The 14,652-nt window shown below is 69.6% G+C and carries 13 protein-coding genes and 1 tRNA gene; 4 read left to right on the forward strand and 10 right to left on the reverse strand.

Going from position 1 to position 14,652, the window contains the following annotated elements; genetic code table 11:
* Positions 1 to 25 precede the first annotated feature (25 nt).
* The 4 genes from ACQZ13_RS23225 to ACQZ13_RS23240 all read right to left on the reverse strand — a co-directional run bounded on the left by ACQZ13_RS23225 (position 26) and on the right by ACQZ13_RS23240 (position 3,062).
* Entirely contained in the window at positions 26 to 1,441 is a 1,416-nt protein-coding gene (locus ACQZ13_RS23225) for an alanine racemase (protein WP_431048266.1), read from the reverse strand.
* A 61-nt stretch (positions 1,442 to 1,502) separates the two neighbouring features.
* Positions 1,503 to 2,240 (reverse strand): PEP-CTERM sorting domain-containing protein, encoded by a 738-nt coding sequence (locus ACQZ13_RS23230; RefSeq protein ID WP_431048267.1) that lies wholly within the window; start codon positions 2,238 to 2,240, stop codon positions 1,503 to 1,505.
* 195 nt (positions 2,241 to 2,435) lie between these two features.
* Positions 2,436 to 2,511, reverse strand: a tRNA-Thr gene (locus ACQZ13_RS23235).
* 95 nt (positions 2,512 to 2,606) lie between these two features.
* On the reverse strand, positions 2,607 to 3,062 hold the full coding sequence (locus ACQZ13_RS23240) for a MarR family winged helix-turn-helix transcriptional regulator (protein WP_431048268.1): 456 nt from the start codon (positions 3,060 to 3,062) through the stop codon (positions 2,607 to 2,609).
* 58 nt (positions 3,063 to 3,120) lie between these two features.
* On the opposite strand from ACQZ13_RS23240, the gene ACQZ13_RS23245 reads away from it, so the two are divergent.
* On the forward strand, positions 3,121 to 3,906 hold the full coding sequence (locus tag ACQZ13_RS23245; RefSeq protein ID WP_431048269.1) for a siderophore-interacting protein: 786 nt from the start codon (positions 3,121 to 3,123) through the stop codon (positions 3,904 to 3,906).
* 63 nt (positions 3,907 to 3,969) lie between these two features.
* Positions 3,970 to 4,359, forward strand: coding sequence for a VanZ family protein (locus ACQZ13_RS23250; protein WP_088408775.1), 390 nt, complete (start codon positions 3,970 to 3,972; stop codon positions 4,357 to 4,359).
* On the opposite strand, the gene ACQZ13_RS23255 is transcribed toward ACQZ13_RS23250, so the two are convergent.
* Positions 4,331 to 5,230, reverse strand: coding sequence for a helix-turn-helix domain-containing protein (locus tag ACQZ13_RS23255; RefSeq protein WP_431048270.1), 900 nt, complete (start codon positions 5,228 to 5,230; stop codon positions 4,331 to 4,333). The genes ACQZ13_RS23250 and ACQZ13_RS23255 overlap by 29 nt on opposite strands.
* 292 nt (positions 5,231 to 5,522) lie before the next feature.
* On the opposite strand from ACQZ13_RS23255, the gene egtB reads away from it, so the two are divergent.
* Together egtB and egtD are read left to right on the forward strand one after the other, a co-directional pair.
* Positions 5,523 to 6,794, forward strand: coding sequence for an ergothioneine biosynthesis protein EgtB (gene egtB, locus ACQZ13_RS23260; RefSeq protein ID WP_431048271.1), 1,272 nt, complete (start codon positions 5,523 to 5,525; stop codon positions 6,792 to 6,794).
* Positions 6,791 to 7,705 carry an L-histidine N(alpha)-methyltransferase gene (egtD, locus tag ACQZ13_RS23265; protein ID WP_431048272.1) on the forward strand — a complete coding sequence of 305 codons (915 nt, stop codon included), beginning with the start codon at positions 6,791 to 6,793 and terminating at the stop codon, positions 7,703 to 7,705. Before egtB ends, egtD begins: the two co-directional genes overlap by 4 nt.
* Here egtD and ACQZ13_RS23270 read toward each other — a convergent pair.
* The 5 genes from ACQZ13_RS23270 to ACQZ13_RS23290 form a co-directional block, all read right to left on the reverse strand.
* The gene (locus ACQZ13_RS23270) at positions 7,649 to 9,667 is read right to left on the reverse strand and encodes a hypothetical protein (RefSeq protein ID WP_431048273.1); all 2,019 of its coding nucleotides are present in this window, start codon (positions 9,665 to 9,667) and stop codon (positions 7,649 to 7,651) included. The two genes, egtD and ACQZ13_RS23270, sit on opposite strands and share 57 nt — an antisense overlap.
* A 179-nt stretch (positions 9,668 to 9,846) precedes the next feature.
* Complete coding sequence (locus ACQZ13_RS23275) at positions 9,847 to 10,581, reverse strand: N-acyl amino acid synthase FeeM domain-containing protein (protein WP_431048274.1); 735 nt, start codon at positions 10,579 to 10,581, stop codon at positions 9,847 to 9,849.
* Between the two features lie 483 nt (positions 10,582 to 11,064).
* The gene (locus ACQZ13_RS23280) at positions 11,065 to 12,444 is read right to left on the reverse strand and encodes a lyase family protein (RefSeq protein ID WP_431048275.1); all 1,380 of its coding nucleotides are present in this window, start codon (positions 12,442 to 12,444) and stop codon (positions 11,065 to 11,067) included.
* 141 nt (positions 12,445 to 12,585) lie between these two features.
* Positions 12,586 to 13,329 carry a SapC family protein gene (locus tag ACQZ13_RS23285; protein ID WP_431048276.1) on the reverse strand — a complete coding sequence of 248 codons (744 nt, stop codon included), beginning with the start codon at positions 13,327 to 13,329 and terminating at the stop codon, positions 12,586 to 12,588.
* Positions 13,326 to 14,627: a hemolysin family protein gene (locus tag ACQZ13_RS23290; protein WP_088408785.1), complete on the reverse strand. Its 1,302-nt coding sequence runs from the start codon at positions 14,625 to 14,627 to the stop codon at positions 13,326 to 13,328. Before ACQZ13_RS23290 ends, ACQZ13_RS23285 begins: the two co-directional genes overlap by 4 nt.
* Positions 14,628 to 14,652: the final 25 nt, after the last annotated feature.

The following is a 14,652-nucleotide window of genomic DNA, read 5'->3' on the forward strand; positions in this document are numbered from 1 at the left end:
ACTTCAGGCGCACGCCAGGACGACTTCAGAAGAACGTCCGCACGCCGCCGATGACGCGGTAGCTGTCGTCGACCGTGTAGAGCAGCGGCCACTTGTCGAAGGTCGTGCACGGGTGGCCGACACCGAAGGCGATCAGGTCGCCGACCTGCAACAGCAGCGCCCCGCTGTCAGCGCCGTCCCCACCATTCGCGCCATTCGCGCCATTCGCGCCGTCGACCTTCGCATCGACATAGGCATGCTGGTCGTTGAGCTTCGTGACCGCCCAATGAGCCGGCGTCGCCCGCGGTGCATCATGCAGGCTCGGCCGGTACCACCACAGCGGCTGCGGCAGGCAGGCGTCGTAGCTGAGGTCGCGGCGCCCCGCCGTGCAGATCGCGCGGCCGGGCTCGGGCACCGACTGCACGTACGCCCAGACCTCGATGGCGTTGCGCAGGCCGGAGCCCTCGCCCCACAGCGCGCCGGCACGTTGGCGCATGCGGCCCTGCATGCGCTCGTACTGCAGGCTGTCGTGGCTGAGGTAGCAGCCGCTGCGCAGCACCACGCGCAGCGCGTGGCCGGTGCCGGCGGCCTCGACCGACGCCAGCGTCTTCGCCGCCATGTCGAAGAACGCCGAGCCGCCCGCCGTCAGCAGCACCTCGCCCGCGGCGAACCAGCCCTCGGCGCAGCCCAGGCGCGTCAGCTCCGCCACCGTCTCGATCATCGTCAGCGCGCCCAGTTCCACGCGCGCCGTGTCGTCCCCGCTGTAGACGCCTTCGAAGGCCTCCACGCCGCGCAGCACGATCGCCGGCGCGGCGTCGCGGATGAGGCGCCCCAGCGCGACCCCGTCCTCCAGCGTGCGCACGCCGGTGCGCCCGCCGGGCGTGCCGACTTCCAGCAGCACCTGGAGCGGCCGCGCCAACCCGCGTTCGGCGGCGGCGCGGCGGAGCACGTCCAGCCCCGCGGCGGAGTCGACCAGCAGGTAGAAATCGAATTCGGGCGACGCCTCCAGCTCGCGGAAGACCAGCTCCAGGTCCGCCTTGCCGATGAGCTGATTCGCGAGCAGCACGCGCGGCACGCCGAAGCGCCGGTAGGTGCGCACATGCGCCGCGGTCGCCGCCGTCATGCCCCAGGCGCCTTCGTCGAACTGGCGCTGGAACAACTGCGGTGCCATCGTCGTCTTGCCGTGCGGCGCCAGGCTGACGCCGGCGCGCGCGGTGAACTCGCGCATCCAGCGCGCGTTGTGGGTCAGCGCCGAGTCCTTCAGGATCGCCGCCGGCAGCGGCAGGTCGCCGGCCAGCAGCGAGAGCCCCAGCGCGCCCAGGCCGCCCAGCGGCATGCCCTCGGCGATCGCGGGCAGGCCCTTGAGCGTGCCCGGCAGCGGCTCAGCCTCCAGGGCGGCGAGCGCAAGCATCACCGGCGCGGCGCCGGGACTATCGTCAGGGTCGTGGTCGTGTGGGCTCATGGCGCGCCATGTTGCCACCGTCGGCGCGCCACGGTGGCGCGACGCGCCCGCCGATCGCAGCTCAGCGCGCCGAACGCTGCCGGCGTCGCTGCCAGAACAGCGCCCCGCCCGCGGCAAAAGCCAGTGCGAGCGAGCCGGGCTCCGGCACCTCGGCCGCGCGGAACGCGATCGAATCGACCTTCAGCGCGCTCCAGACATACGGGTCCTCCGTCTGCTGCACGCCGAAGAAGATCGACCACAGCCCGCCCTGCGCGAAGGTGTAGGACGAGACGTTGCCGCGCAGGTCGACCACGGCCTCGGTGCTGCCGTTGTAGGCCACGAAGAAGGCGTTGTCGACGTTGCCGGGATTGCCCACCGTGCCCGAGGCCACTTCGCCGAGCCGCTGCGACAGCCAGTCCAGCGTGTCGCCCGCGGCGACGTTGACGTCCTGCGCGATGAAGCCGCCGCGCAGGAAACGTCCGGCGACGTTCTGCGAGAAGAAGGTCGGCGCGCCCGCGCCCGACGGGCTGAACGGCACTGGCAGCGGACAGGCGACGTTCCAGATGTCGGACGCGCAGGTCACGTTCTGGCTCAGGGGCCAGGTCGACATCGCGACGATCAGCGCCGAGTTGCTGCCGGCCAGCGCCGGATAGCCGTTGCCGGCGTTGACGATGGCGGTCGAGGACCCGTTGACGTTGGCCCCGGTGGCGTACCACCCGTTCAGCGTGCCGCCTTCGAAGTTGCCGTTCACCACGGCGGCGCCGTGTGCCGACAGGGCCGCGGCCGCGCTCACCAGCGCGACGCCCAATGCTCGTTTCATGCCACTCCCCCTTGATCGCAACGCGCGACATGCGCGACGGCGGATGCTAGGAAGCGGGCCGGCGGCCAGGCATCCACAAAAGTGATGAGACCTGTCCCCGGAAATGAGAACGCAAAGGAAGAGGCCAGAGAGAAGGCCAAAAATGGGAAGGCCAAAGAAAAAGCCGCTTGGGAAATCCCAAGCGGCTTTTCAGATTGGTGCCGATGAAGAGAGTCGAACTCCCGACCTTCGCATTACGAATGCGCTGCTCTACCAACTGAGCTACATCGGCGCTGTCGCGAACAACAGAGTCTGCGACTATAGCGCAGATTTTCGACGTCGACAATTTCCGCGCCGACGTCGCACGCAGACAACGCCGCCGTCGATTCACTCCTCGCCCAGATTCGCCTGCACGCGCTTGAGCAGCGCGGCGAGCTGCGCCTGTTCCTCGGCGCTCAGTCCGGCCAGCGCCTGCACCGACACCTGCTTCGCCTGGCGCTTGAGTTCGCGCTGCACCGTCATGCCCGCTTCGCTGACGCTCAGCCGCACCTGCCGGCGATCCGCCTCGTCGGTCTTCGCGTCCAGCAGTCCCTTGTCCCGCAGCGTCTTGATCAGCCGCGCCAGCTGCGCCTTGTCCCGACCGCTGTGCTGGGCCAGGTCGCTCTGCGTGGCGTCCGGGTGCCGGTCGAAGAAGAACAGCACCTTGCCTTCCATGTGCGTGATGTCCTGCGGACCGTCGCGCAGGAAGCGGTACTGCAGCGAGCGGTAGCGGTGCATCACCGAATGCACCAGCTCCAGCACGTCCTCGTCCTTGCCCCTTCGGCCAGTGGTGTTGGTTGACATTGTCAATCGTTCCGTCGCAAGATGGATGACATTGTCAACGATATCAAACCTCACCGCAATGAAGCCCGATCCCCTGAACACCCCCGCCACGATCGCCACGAACACTCCGGCCGCCGAGCCCGCCGCGAGTCGCGTCCAGCGCGTGCGCCACGAACTCAAGCGCCGCGAGCTGACGGTGACCGGCGTCGACGACGTGACGCCCAACTTCCGCCGCGTCACGCTGACCGGCGAATCGCTGGTCGACTTCGTCAGCGCCTCCTTCGACGACCACGTGAAGCTGATCTTCGCGCCCGACGCCGACGGCGCGCCGGTGATGCGCGACTACACGCCGCGCCGCTTCGACAACGCCGCGCGCGAGCTGGTGATCGAGTTCGCCCAGCACGGCGACGGCCCCGCCGCCGCCTGGGCCGCGCAGGCGCAGCCGGGCCACACGCTGACCGTCGGCGGGCCGCGCGGGTCCTTCATCATCCCGACCGACTTCGCCTGGCACCTGCTGGTCGGCGACGAGACCGCCCTGCCCGCCGTCGCGCGCCGCCTGGAGGAACTGCCCGCCGGCACACGCGTCATCGCGCTGCTGAACGTGCCGGAGAGCGACCGCCGCGCGTTCAGCACGCCCGCCGCGCTCGACCTGCGCTGGGTCGACGGCGACGACGCGCTGCTGGCCGCCGCCCGTGCGCTGAGCCTGCCGTCCGGCGAGGGCTACGCCTGGTGCGCCGGCGAGGCCGCGGCGATGGCCGCGGTGCGGCGCATCCTCGTCGAGGAGAAGGGCCACGACCGCCACGCGATCCGCGCGTCGGCCTACTGGAAGCGCGGCGCGAGCCACCATCACGAGCATCTGGAGTGAGGCGGCCCGTGAGGCGGCCGTCGCCTCACTTTCGCTTCACACGTGCGTGGCACACTGCCCCGCATGTCTGAAGTCCTGCATGACCCGCGCTGGCGCAACGCCTGGCGCCTGCTCTTCGTCGCGGTGGTCGTCGGCGCCAGCTGGCTGGCGTTCTCGCCCCACCCGCCGCCCGCGGCCGACCTCGGCTGGGACAAGGCGAACCACTTCACCGCCTTCGGCACGCTGGCCTTCATCGGCATGCAGTGCCTGGCCGCCGGCCCGCGCCGCCGCTGGATCGTGCTGGCGATGCTGCTGGCCTACGGCGTGGGCATCGAACTGGTCCAGTCGCAGATCCCCGGCCGCGATGCCGACGCGCAGGACGTGCTCGCCGACATGATCGGCGCCGTCATCGGCGTCGCGGCGCACGCGCTGGTGCTGCGGCTGTTCACGCCGCGGGCGACTCCGGCTCGCTGAGCTCGCGGCGCGACATCGCGATCGCGACCGCCTGGGCGCGGTTGTTCGCGCCCAGCTTGCGCAGGATCTTGCGCACGTGGTTCTTGACCGTGAACATGCTGATGCCCAGCTGGATCGCGATCCCCTCGTTGCTCAGGCCGGCGCGCAGGCCCTCCACGATCTGCTGCTCGCGCGGCGTCACCAGCGAACCCGCGCGACGCGGCAAGGCCTGCCCCCGCGGCTGCAGCCGCGCCCGCCGCCACGCCGCATGCAGCGCCGGCGTCAGCAGCTCCAGGCGACGCAGGTGGTCGTCGCTCCATCCCTCCACCGCGAACAGGAACAGGCTCTGCGGCCGCTCGCCGTCGGCGGCGACGCCGTGCAACGCCAGTTCCCGCAGGCCCGCCTCCAGCAGCGGCTGGAACAGCGCCGTTTCCGATTCCCGCGCCAGGTCGACGTGCAGCGGCCGCCGTCCGTCGCCCCAGCGGCGGATCAGGTGCAGCCACAGGCCGTGGTCCGCCGATTCGAGCTGCGTCTGCAGCACCTCGCCGATCGGCTTCAGGTGGAAGAGTTGCGCCGCCAGCCGCGGCGACGGTGGCTGATCGCCGACGCAGACCATCAGGCGATGCGGCAGCAGCGGCTGCAGGCGGCTCTGGCTCCAGACGAAGAACTGCGCCGGGGTGGCGGGCTGCCGGGCGCTCCAGAGCGCTTCCAGCAGCCGCTCGGCGAGCACGCGGTCCTGCAGCCAGGACAACGGCAGACCGTCGACGTCGCCCAGTCCTGCGTGCAGCGGAAGGCCGGCAGCAGGCAGCACGGCCGGCGACACCGGAGATGCGGAGGCCGGATGCGGCAAGGGAGGCAGCGATGAAGACATCGAGGGCGGCGTCATGGTCATGGGAGGGGGCTGTGAGCCGTGTCGCCGTGAGCCTGCCCGCGCGGCGTGACGCCGCGATGAATCGCTCCCGCGGCGAGCTGGCGCGCCCCCTGGCACCTCGCCGCTTCTCGCCACTCGTGACGGCGCCTGTCGCACACGGCGCGGGTACCCGCCTTGCCCTACCTGACATCGGGTGGCAGTTGAGCCGTCCCGTCCGGGCCCGCCAGGCGGCCCGCGCCGGGCGTGGACACGGCAAATCGGCTACCGTTGTCGTCCGGCCCTTCCTCCCCCCGGGGCCGCAGGAGTTGCTTGCATGTCGGATCACGATCTGCCGCTGCCGCGGCGCGATCTCGCGCGCCGTTTCGAAGCGGTCCGGCGCCACACGCTGACGCTGGCCGAGCCGCTGTCCGCCGAGGACCAGGCCGCGCAGTCGATGCCGGACGCCAGTCCGGCCAAATGGCACCAGGCCCACACCAGCTGGTTCTTCGAGGCGCTGCTGCTGCGCCCGCATCTGTCCGGATACCAACCCCTGGACGAGTCCTTCCACTTCCTCTTCAACTCGTATTACGAGGGCCTCGGGCCGCGTCATCCGCGCCCCCAGCGCGGCCTGCTGACGCGCCCGTCGCTGGACGAGGTGCGCGCCTACCGGCGCCATGTCGACACGCACATCCAGCAGCTGATCGCGCGCTGCAGCGACACGGCGTGGGAAGAGATCGCCCCGACGCTGGAGCTCGGCCTGCATCACGAGCAGCAGCATCAGGAGCTGCTGTTGACCGACGCACTGCATCTGCTGTCCTGCCACCCGTGGCGGCCGGCGCTGATCGACGCGCCGCCTGCGCCGATCGCGCACGGCACGAGCGAATGGCTGCGCCATGACGGCGGTCTCGTCGAGATCGGCCGGGACGTCGACAGACAGGACGAGGCGGAGACAGGTTTCGCCTTCGACAACGAAGGCCCGCGGCATCGCGTCTGGCTCGAGCCCTTCGAGATCGCCAGCCGCCTGGTGACCTGCGGCGACTTCCAGCGCTTCATCGACGACGGCGGTTATCGCGAGCCGCGCTGGTGGCTGTCGGACGGCTGGGCCACCGTGCAGCAGCAGGGCTGGAAAGCACCGCTGTACTGGGTCGAGGACGGCGTCGACGACAGCGACGGCGCCGGCTCCCGCTGGTCGGTGTTCGGCCTGCATGGCCTGCGTCCGATGGATCCCGCCGCGCCGGTGATGCAGCTCAGCTTCTACGAAGCGACCGCCTACGCCGAATGGGCCGGCGCGCGCCTGCCGAGCGAGCCCGAATGGGAAGCGGCCTCGGCGTTGCCCGGCATCGCCCAACTTGACGACCAGGCCTGGCAGTGGACCCGCTCGGCCTACCACCCGTATCCGGGCTTCCGTCCGATGGAAGGCGCGGCCTCCGAATACAACGGCAAGTTCATGGTCGGCCAGCTGGTGCTGCGCGGCGGCAGTCTGGCGACGCCGCCCGGCCACACGCGCCGCACCTACCGCAACTTCTTCCCGCCGGCCGCGCGCTGGCAGTTCACCGGGCTGCGACTGGCCCGCGATGCGCGACCGCGCGCGGAGACCCACGCATGAGCAGTTTCGCCGAGGACCTTCACGCCGCGCTCGCCGGCCCCGACCACGAGATCTCGCCCAAGTATTTCTACGATGCCCAGGGCTCAACGCTCTTCGAACAGATCTGCGAACTGCCCGAGTACTACCCGACCCGCACCGAGCTCGCGCTGCTGAAACGGCACGCCGCCGAGTTCGCGACGCGCATGGGCCCGGGCGCGCAGCTGATCGAGTACGGCGCCGGCGCGCTGGTGAAGGTGCGCCTGCTGCTGGAACGCGCGCAGCAGCTGCACAGCTTCGTGCCGGTGGACATCTCCGGCCCGCATCTGCTGGCCGCCTGCGAATCGTTGCAGCGCGAACAGCCCGCGCTGCGCATCCTGCCGGTGGTGGCGGACTTCACCCGCATGCATGTGTTGCCCGACGCGCCGGCGGACGGCCGTCGCGTGGGCTTCTTCCCGGGCTCCAGCATCGGCAATTTCAACCCCGACGAAGCGCTGGAGTTCCTGCGCCTGCTGCGCGAGGAACTGGACGGCGGCGCGTTGCTGATCGGCGTGGACCTCATCAAGGATCCGGCGCGGCTGCACGCGGCCTACAACGACGCGCAAGGCGTGACGGCGCGCTTCAACCTCAACCTGCTGCGCCACGCGCAACGCGAGCTGAAGCTGGAGTGCGACCCGACCGGCTTCGACCATTACGCGTTCTACGACCCGCGCAAGCACCGCATCGAGATGCACCTGCTGCCGCGCGGCGAGCAGCACCTGCAGCTGCAGGGCCGCCGCTACACCCTGGTGCCGGGCGAGAGCCTGCACACGGAGAACTCCTACAAGTACAGCGTGGAAAGCTTCCAGGCGCTGGCGCGGGAGGCCGGCTTCAAGCCCTCAGCGCACTGGACGGACGAACAGCGCTGGTTCAGCCTTCATTGGCTGGAGGCTTGACGCCCGCTCGCGGGAAGCGTCCTCGCCCCGGGGATGATGCCGCTCGAAGTGATCGAGCGTTCCCCGCCAGGCGGTCGCCATCGCGCCCCGCACGGCGCTTGCGGTCTCCCGTTGGAACAGGCCCGCGACCCGGTTCAGATCCGCGACGGCCACACTGCGGTCCTCTCTCGGGTCGACCCGGGGGATGCCCAGCGTCGGCGCGAGACGCCCGCTGAGCCGATCGCCGACCCAGAACACCTCGAACAGCGAATGACCGCCGTCGTGGATCAAGGTCATCGCCGCGGCGAGGAGCACATCGGCGGCATGGACATCGCGCGCCAGCAGACCTTCGTCGCGCAGATGCGCGAACAGGTGCAGCAGCACCGACGTGCATCCGGACAACCCGCTGGCGAAGGGCTGACCGTGCCGGTGCTGGACATCGACCACCGGCGAGAACCTGCGCCCGCCGTCGGCCTGAGGCTCGCCCGGTCGACAGGTCCATGCGGCACGTTCGACCGCCCGGTACCGGGGATCTTGCGCGGCAGGCGGCTGGTGCGCCAAGGTGATGCCGATGCCGTGCCCCTTGCCCTGCGGGCCGCTGTCGGGCTCGCGCGTGCGCAGCGGAAGGATCAGGTCGACCATCCGGTCGGCGCTGGCGCCCAGGTAGGCCGGTAGAGCTCCGGGAAGTTTCAGCCGCGTCGCCACCCGCCCCCGCGCCACCGACAGGTACACGAGCAGGTAGACCCGGGCGACCACCTCCAGGCCGCGGTCCGCACCCCGGTCCATCGGACGATCCAGGTAGGCGAGCACCCTGCGCAACGCGGCAAGGGCGCCGTCCTGGCCGCCGAGCAGCGACGGCAATCCCGGGGCAGCAGGCATCCAGCCTCGAGGGTCGTGCCGCCAGTCCCGGCACAGTTCCAGACAGGCCTCGCCGGCGAGCGGATCCTCGATCAGCTCGCGTCCGAAGCCGGCGCACATCGTCGCGACCGCCGCCATCACGGGCTCCGGCGGCTTGCGGATCAACGCCAGTGCCACGAGGCTGTCGAAGACACGTCCGTGAGGGTTGTCGTGCAGCCGCCCGCGCTCGACACCCGCATCGCCCAGCCAGCCGGACATGTCCGTCAGCAGTCGCATGGTTTCGGTGATCGCCGCCGCCAGCGCTCGCTCCTCGGCGGGCAGGGTCGGTCGCATCGCCACCATCCCTTGCAAGGCATCGCGAAGCAGCCCTGCCACACGCGCCATCGACATCCGATGGTTCAGGAACAGGCGCGCCGCCCGCTGACTGAGCGCCGCCAGCCGGACATCGGCCAGCTGCACGCGCCGCACCCGCTCGATCAGCGCGGACAGATGCACGAGGAGATCCATCGCGGTGCGCGGCAGGTCGCCCGCCATGTCCGCGCACCGGGTCGACCGCTGGCCATCCATGGCGATATCCGCGAGCATCGCGCAGGCGACGGAGGCGCTGTCGCGGAGCCTCCTGCTCGGAAGATGCCGCGCCGCATCGAGCGCGTTCAGCGCCGCCGTCAGCGCGGGTGGATCGTCCGCCATCCAGCGGCCCAGCGTGGGCGGCCACGACGCCGCCGGAGGCCCGTCGTGCCCCACGGCCTCGATCAGGACCTCGGCGAACCGCTCGCGTGCGGTCCGCAGCGCGTCCGGGTCCGCCTCGACCAGACCGGCCGCCGCCCGTCCTTGCTGGATGTGCGCGCACATCATCTGGAGTTCAGCGCCCTGGGCCGCGCGCCATCGAGGCGCCGCCGGCGCGTTCAGGCGCCTGGACAGCGAGGTCAGCCAGGCCAGGCCGGCTTCACGGGTCGCCTCGGGCACGAAGGGGCCGAGTTGCCGCAATCCCGCGGCGACCCACGCAAGATCCACGCGCCTGCCTTCGTCCAGCGCATCGCCAGCGGCCGGTGTCGCCAACCGTTCTTCGGGAAGCATGCCGCGGCATTCGCCGCGCGAGGAAAGAGCACCCGTCTGACCGATCATCTCCACACACCTCCGCACGCACCGCCGGCGGCGATGTCATGCGACAAAGTGTCAGCCGATGACAGGCGGGAGGGGAGCCCTCAGACCGACAGCCTCACGGCCCGGGAAGACTCAGACAACATCACGCCCCCCCCTGCATGTGTCATGCAGGTCCGCATGGCGTCCTTGTCCGTTCGCGATCAGGCGTCGTAGCCGTACACGTCCGCGAGCTTTTCCAGCAGCGCGGGTTCGTCCTTCGTCGCGAAGAAGTAGGGGAACAGCGTGCGCGAGCGGTTGTCCTCGTTCAGCGAGCCGCCGTACTTCCTGACCTGCGTGGCGCCGTAGGCCAGCGACAGGCTCATCAGCACCGCCGGGGCGCCGACGCTGCGGTGCAGCCGTTCCTCGCCGTGCGGCTGGAAGTCCAGCATGCGGCGGTAGAAGGCCTTGTGACGCGGGTTGACCTCGATCACCAGGAACTCGGCACCCCAGTGGTGCGCCGCGTGCAGGTAGGCCAGATGGAACAGGCTGGCCAGGACCAGCTTGGACGGGCCGTCCGGATCGGCGGCCAGCCGGGTGAATTCGCACAGCTGCCAGCCTTGGCGGCGCATGCCGGCCATCTCAGCCGGGAAGCTCTGGTCCGCGGCCAGGTTGCCGCCGTCACGCCGCAACCCCAGCGTGGACACGAGACGGCCCTCGAAATAGGCGCCCAGCGTCACGTCCGCCGAGCGGCTCAGCCTGTAACCCCGTGACGCGTACCGGCGCTCCAGCAGGGCGTGGCCGGTGCCGTCCATCAGGGCACGGATCTCGATGCGTCCGAACTCGGTGTCGCGGGAAACGAGCTCCACGGAGTCGGAGCGGAGAAACGACATCTCCGAACCAATGGACTGCAGCGCCTGCAAGGGGCTTGCGGGCGCTTCCATTTCAATGTTCGACATGCGAGATTCGTCGCTCATTCCCAACTCCAGACTGCTTGGTTATCAAGGGCGAGTCTATGGCCCACTCAAAGTAATTACTGCAGGCCGCTACGATAGTTAACAAATGCGACCTTCGTCTTACGGGTCTGTCCCGGGTTCGAACAGGGGTCAATCCCTTGCGGAGTCCAAACCCCGCATTTGAGGGAATTCCGTTACATAAAGAGCCTGCTTGAGGTCCGCGACGCAGTCCCTCGCCACCACGTGCATTTCCCGGATTCCCCGCCCCACCGCGGCACGCCTCCCGGCGCCATACTTGTTGCAGGTGTAACCAGATGCATTGGGTTCAAATGCCGAATTCATGGGACACGTTTGCCCACTTTTTTGCTGAAATCCATACGCGATCTGGGGATATTTGTCGTTTCCCGGGCCGGATGTACGTAGCACGATCAACGAGTTCGTATCGCGATGCGTCAGGCGAGGCGCGTGAAAAGCATCACGCCAGGCTCAGGCACAGGGTCGGGCAGCCAGCCCGTCGATGCGCTCGCGCGCCTCGGTCATGAGCGTGTCGACGCGGCCATCCGCCTGCGCGGCGATGGCATCCAGGTCGAACATGGCAGAGAGTTCGACGGGCGAAATGGATGTCGCCGGCAGGTCGCCGACGTCCAAAGCGGTTCGCAGGAGCTGTTCCAGCGACCCCTCGCCCTGGCGCACCCGATGGATCAGGTCGCGGATCATCGCCCCGGTCCGTTGGCGGCCCAAGCGCGGCATCAGCAGGTGCTCCAGGCGCTCGCTGGCCACCAGCCCCTGACGTTCGAGCACATGCGCCCGCATCCGGTCGGCGCGGATGACGGGCTGGGCCAGCGCGCGGTTGAGCGCCTGCACCGCGGCGTGCGCGCCGCCCAGCAGGCCGCTCCATTCGGCCAGTTCGGCCTGGTGCTGGCCGAGGCCGCGTTCGTGTTCCGGCGTCATGCAGCCCATCAGCCCGGCGACCCGCTGCGGGGCGCGCTGCACCGCCGCCATCGCCTGCAGGGCCGCGACGGGGTTCTTCTTGTGCGGCATCGACAGGCAGGCGCCGAAGCCCTCGCCCGGCGGCTCGTTGAGCTCGTCGACCTCGGCCTGCGCCATCAGGGCGAAGTCCTGCGCCAGCTTGCCGAGGTTGCCGCAGAGCAGGCCGACCTCCAGCCCGAGACGAAGCCAGCGGTCGCGCTGCGTGTGCCAGCACATGTCGGGGCGCGGCAGCGACAGCTCGGCCGCGACGGCGGCGAGCATGTCGTCGGCGCGATCGCCCATCGCGTCCAGCGTGCCGACCGCGCCGCCCAACTGCAGCAGCAGCGAGGCCTCGCCCTGCTCGCGCAGGCGCTCGGCGCTGCGCAGCAGCGGCATCAGCCAGTTCATCAGCTTGAAGCGCAGGCTGATCACCTGCGCCGGCTGCATCATCGTGCGGCCCAGCATCGGCACCGCGGCGTGGCGCTCGGCCAGGTCCAGCAGCTTCCCGCAGAGCTGCTGCAGGTCGTCGTCGATCAGCCGCAGCGCCTCGCGGGTGCGCAGCACCATGGCGGTGTCGATGAGGTCCTGCGCGGACGCGCCGCGATGCACATAGACCGCGGCGGCGGGATCGAACAGCGCGACCGTCTCGCGCAGGCGCTGCACGACCGGCTGCGCCAGATTGCCGCTGTGCGGCGCGGCGGCGATCAGGGCCGGCACGTCGTAGAGCTCGGCGCGGCACAGGCTCGCGATGGCCTGGGCCGCGGGCGCGGGGATCAGCCCCGTGCGGGCCGCGGCGCGGGCGAGCGCGGCCTCCACATCCATCATCGACTGGACCACCGCGGTCGGCGAGAACACCGATTCCATCGCAGTGGACGACAAAAAAGCCTCGAACAGCATCCAACGTCCTTTAAGGACTTCGGATGCTATCGAGGCTCGCTCGTACGCCGTACTCAAGCAAACCCGCTTGGGGTTTGTCTCAGCCGGTGATCGCCCGCCGCAAGCCCCTCGATCAGAGGCGCTCCGGCAAGCCGTCCAGGCTCAGTTGGCCGGCACGTACATCTGGGCCAGACGGCTCATCAGACGCAGCGACAGGCGATGCATCGTGATGACCTCCAGCAGGCCGTTGCGGTGCAGCTCGACGATCTTGGCGTCGGGCAGCTCGGCCAGGGCCTTCTCATTGATGGTCAGGAAGCCGTCCACGTCCAGCTTCTCGCCGCTGGGCAGCTGCGCCTCGAAGCGCATGTCCTGCAGCAGGTCCAGGTCCTGCAGCAGCTCGCAGGCCTGACGGGTACGCTCGGCCTCGCGCTCGAAGTCCTCGCAGAACTGCTTGGCGTTGAGCAGCAGTTCGGTGGCTTCGCCGTCTTCCTTGAACAGCGGCTCGCCGTCGGTCTCGGAGAACGCGCCCGAGCCCATGTCCAGGCACAGCGCCATGTCGGAGGTGCTCTCCTCGATGCGGGCCATCGCGAAGGGCCAGCGGCGGATGTACGCGGGCACGTAGCGGCCGGTCCACTGGCCGTCCTTGATGAACAGGTTGCTGCCCTGGCGCAGGCCGAACACGGCCAGCGGCGCGACCGCCGGGCGCTGGCCGTCGACGGCCTGGCCGACGCGCACGAACACCACCGGGTACTCGAGGCTCGCGTCGGCGAATTCGGCCACGGCGACGAACAGCGAGTTCAGCTGCGTCACGCGGTCCAGCACCGGCGCGCCGACCTTCATGCGCGTGTTCTTGTGCTGCACCCGGTCCACGGGGACCAGGTTTTCATACATCGGGGGGTTGCTCATTGATTCACTCCATCGTCCGCCAGTCGCGAGACCAGCACCTTGTCCACACGCTTGCCGTCGAGGTCGACCACCTCGAATCTCCACGCGTCCCACTCCGCCACATCGGCCGTGCGCGGCAAGCGCCCCAGCAGCAGCATCACCATGCCGGCCAGGGTGTTGTAGCGTCCACGGTCCTCTTCGGGCAGTTCCTTCAAATCGAGGCGGTCCTTCAGTTCGGTGACGGGGATCAGGCCGTCCATCAGCCAGCTGCCGTCCTCGCGCTGGACCGCCCAGGCGTCCTCGCCGTCGGACGAGTTGAACTCGCCCGCAATCGCTTCCAGGACGTCGCGCATCGCGACGACGCCCTGCACTTCGCCGTACTCGTCGACGACGAACACCAGCGGCGTTTCCGCGCCGCGCATGTGCGCGAGCAGTTCCATGCCGGACAGCGTCTCGGGCACGAAGACCGGCGGCTCCAGGCCGGTCGACAGGTCCAGCGATTCGCCGGCCAGCGAGCGCGCCAGCAGGTTCTGGGCGCTGACCGTGCCGACCACGTCGTGCAGGCCGCCGCGGCAGACCGGGTAGCGGCTGTAGCCGTGCGCGCGCAGGATCTGCAGCATCTGGTCGGGACGGTCGGTGATGTCCAGCCATGCGATCTCGGCGCGCGGGATCATCATGGAGCCGATCTGGCGCTCGTCCAGGCGGAACACGTTGCGCACCATCTGGTGCTCGTGTTCCTCGATCACGCCGGCGTCCAGGCCTTCCTCGAGGCTGGCGGCGATCTCCTCTTCCGTCACCGCGCGGTTGGCGCGGCCGCCCATGCCGAGCAGCTTCAGCGTGAACTCGGTGCAGAAGCTCAGCAGCTTGACGAAGGGCCGCGTCACCAGCGACATGATCTCCATCGGCGGCGCGACCAGGCGGGCGACGTTCTCCGGGTACATCTGGCCCAGGCGTTTGGGCACGAGTTCGCCGAAGATGATGGTCACGAAGGTCAGCACCAGCACGACCAGGCCGGTGGCGGTGATGTCGGCGGCGCGGGAACTCAGCGGCGTGCTGGCGCGCAGCACGTCGGCCAGCGGTCCGGAGAAAGCGGCCTCGCCGACGATGCCGTTGAGCACGCCGATGGAGGTGATGCCGATCTGGACGGTGGAGAGGAACTTGGTGGGGTTCTCGTGCAGGTCCATGGCGGCCTGCGCGCCGCCCTCCCCGCTTTCCACCATCACTTGCAAGCGTGCCTTGCGGGACGCCGTGAGGGCCATCTCCGACATGGCGAACAGACCGTTGAGCAGGATCAGGAAGAGAACTAGGGCGGTATCCATTGACAGCGCGGACCGGGTACTAACC

This window comes from Roseateles sp. L2-2 (assembly GCF_050613215.1).
Lineage (GTDB): Bacteria > Pseudomonadota > Gammaproteobacteria > Burkholderiales > Burkholderiaceae_C > Roseateles > Roseateles noduli.

Coding starts and splice junctions, on each gene's coding strand:
- ACQZ13_RS23225 (WP_431048266.1), bottom strand. CDS start 1,441: ATGAGCCCACACGACCACGACCCTGACGATAGTCCCGGCGCCGCGCCG.
- ACQZ13_RS23275 (WP_431048274.1), bottom strand. CDS start 10,581: ATGTCGAACATTGAAATGGAAGCGCCCGCAAGCCCCTTGCAGGCGCTG.
- ACQZ13_RS23290 (WP_088408785.1), bottom strand. CDS start 14,627: ATGGATACCGCCCTAGTTCTCTTCCTGATCCTGCTCAACGGTCTGTTC.
- egtB (WP_431048271.1), top strand. CDS start 5,523: ATGTCGGATCACGATCTGCCGCTGCCGCGGCGCGATCTCGCGCGCCGT.
- ACQZ13_RS23255 (WP_431048270.1), bottom strand. CDS start 5,230: ATGACCATGACGCCGCCCTCGATGTCTTCATCGCTGCCTCCCTTGCCG.
- ACQZ13_RS23230 (WP_431048267.1), bottom strand. CDS start 2,240: ATGAAACGAGCATTGGGCGTCGCGCTGGTGAGCGCGGCCGCGGCCCTG.
- ACQZ13_RS23280 (WP_431048275.1), bottom strand. CDS start 12,444: ATGCTGTTCGAGGCTTTTTTGTCGTCCACTGCGATGGAATCGGTGTTC.
- egtD (WP_431048272.1), top strand. CDS start 6,791: ATGAGCAGTTTCGCCGAGGACCTTCACGCCGCGCTCGCCGGCCCCGAC.
- ACQZ13_RS23245 (WP_431048269.1), top strand. CDS start 3,121: ATGAAGCCCGATCCCCTGAACACCCCCGCCACGATCGCCACGAACACT.
- ACQZ13_RS23250 (WP_088408775.1), top strand. CDS start 3,970: ATGTCTGAAGTCCTGCATGACCCGCGCTGGCGCAACGCCTGGCGCCTG.
- ACQZ13_RS23285 (WP_431048276.1), bottom strand. CDS start 13,329: ATGAGCAACCCCCCGATGTATGAAAACCTGGTCCCCGTGGACCGGGTG.
- ACQZ13_RS23240 (WP_431048268.1), bottom strand. CDS start 3,062: ATGTCAACCAACACCACTGGCCGAAGGGGCAAGGACGAGGACGTGCTG.
- ACQZ13_RS23270 (WP_431048273.1), bottom strand. CDS start 9,667: ATGATCGGTCAGACGGGTGCTCTTTCCTCGCGCGGCGAATGCCGCGGC.